General features: G+C 42.1%; 1 protein-coding gene. It reads right to left on the reverse strand.

Annotation, left to right across the window (positions count from 1 at the left end; genetic code table 11):
- Nucleotides 1–240: 240 nt before the first annotated feature.
- Nucleotides 241–1,559 (reverse strand): transposase (locus tag ACTQ3K_RS12555; protein WP_441568229.1); only part of this gene is annotated, 1,319 nt, incomplete at its 5' end.

A 1,559-nucleotide genomic window follows, 5' to 3' on the forward strand; every position in this document is an offset into this window, starting at 1 on the left:
AGTTGATTGCATTAGTAACTTCTACTGCCATGCTTCAGAAAAAGAATTGCACGACTAACTTCTGCTTTGCCCTGTTTCTCGCCATTTTCAGGTTGTTTTTCATCCCTTTCTGACCTATAATAATTAAAAATGAATGGATTTTAGGGTACACTAAAGGAAGCCTCCAAAAGTCTTTTGCATGAGTAACTTCTGGTTGCCATCAACTGTTTATTCTTTTCTGTATCCTCCTGCCTGTTTTATTTATTTCAATAGTTCAGGCTTCAGACAGATTTCATCGGGTGGGATGATCTCCAGTCCAAGCTTTTCCATTGCATTTTTGTCAAATGACTTCAAGGCCTTCTTCATGGGTGTCGAACCATGAAGTTTAGGCCTTGTTGTATTATTGATGTGATTTACCATACGTAACACCTGCTCCTGGTTCAATCCATCAAACGAACTTCCCTTTGGCAGTACATATCTTATGTACTCATGATTCTTTTCCAGTTCTCCCTTTTGCTCAGAATGTCTCGATTCACAATAAAACAGTCTGGTACGCTTCTTTCCGTCATGTCCTTTTTCAAACAACTCCGGATCTGCAAACTCACATCCATTATCTGTCAGTATTACAGGAAACAGTTCCCGAAACATTTCACTTCCCAACGTCTCTTCCAACCAGTCAAAAGTAGCTACGGTATTCTTCATTTCTTTGGTTTCAATCAGAAATGCCAGCATCAGATTGTTTTCCGGCCATAACAGCGTATGAAGTAATTTCCCGCCTTTATTTCCTTCCACTGTGTCCATCTGTACCACTCGTATGCCTTCGTTTTTCGCAATAAAGTCAAGATAGTCTGAATAATGATGTCCTTCTTTTTTACGATAGCTGATTTTTGGAGTTGGAACGCTTCTCACTCTTTTTCGATATCTTACCGTTCTCCGCATATCCAGATTTCTTGCAGTCAGATAGCCGGCACTGATATACTTATAAAGCGTTCGTTCCCCACAGGGAATCTCTTCTGCATGATGCGCCAGGATATGTGCCAGGGGCTGTCCTTTCCTGATCAGCGGGCTCACAAGACTGTCCAATGCTGCCAGTTCATCTCTGGTCATGTCTATTCCCTGTCTGGATTTCCTAAGCGTTTCACAGTACTCCTTATGGGCATAATCAGCGTTATACAGGTACTTATCAAACAGACAGCTGATGGACTTGGGGCAGTTATTGCACACATAAGGCGCCTTGTGTTCTATTGGGCATGGTGCATCCACAAAGTCAGGACACAGCTTATTACAGCTGATACACTCCCGGCATGGAATTCTGCACTTATGTCCCTTCTTCTTTTTACACACATCCCAACGCCTGCAGCTATTTCGGTATTTACACCGGTTTGGACTTGCATGAAGTATGCCATCCCTGATTCGCAACTTATGATAACGATGCCTGCGTATTTCCTTGGAAACCGTATCAGGTGAACAGCCTATAATGTATGCAATCTCTTTAAAGGTACGATGTTCTTTCAGTCCCTTCTGAATTTCATGCCTGTCATCCCAAGTTAAATGTGTCCCCTTTTTCCTTTCTTCTTTCG

The sequence above is a fragment of the Candidatus Paralachnospira sp. LCP21S3_A2 genome, from assembly GCF_052118925.1.
Lineage (GTDB): Bacteria > Bacillota > Clostridia > Lachnospirales > Lachnospiraceae > Lientehia.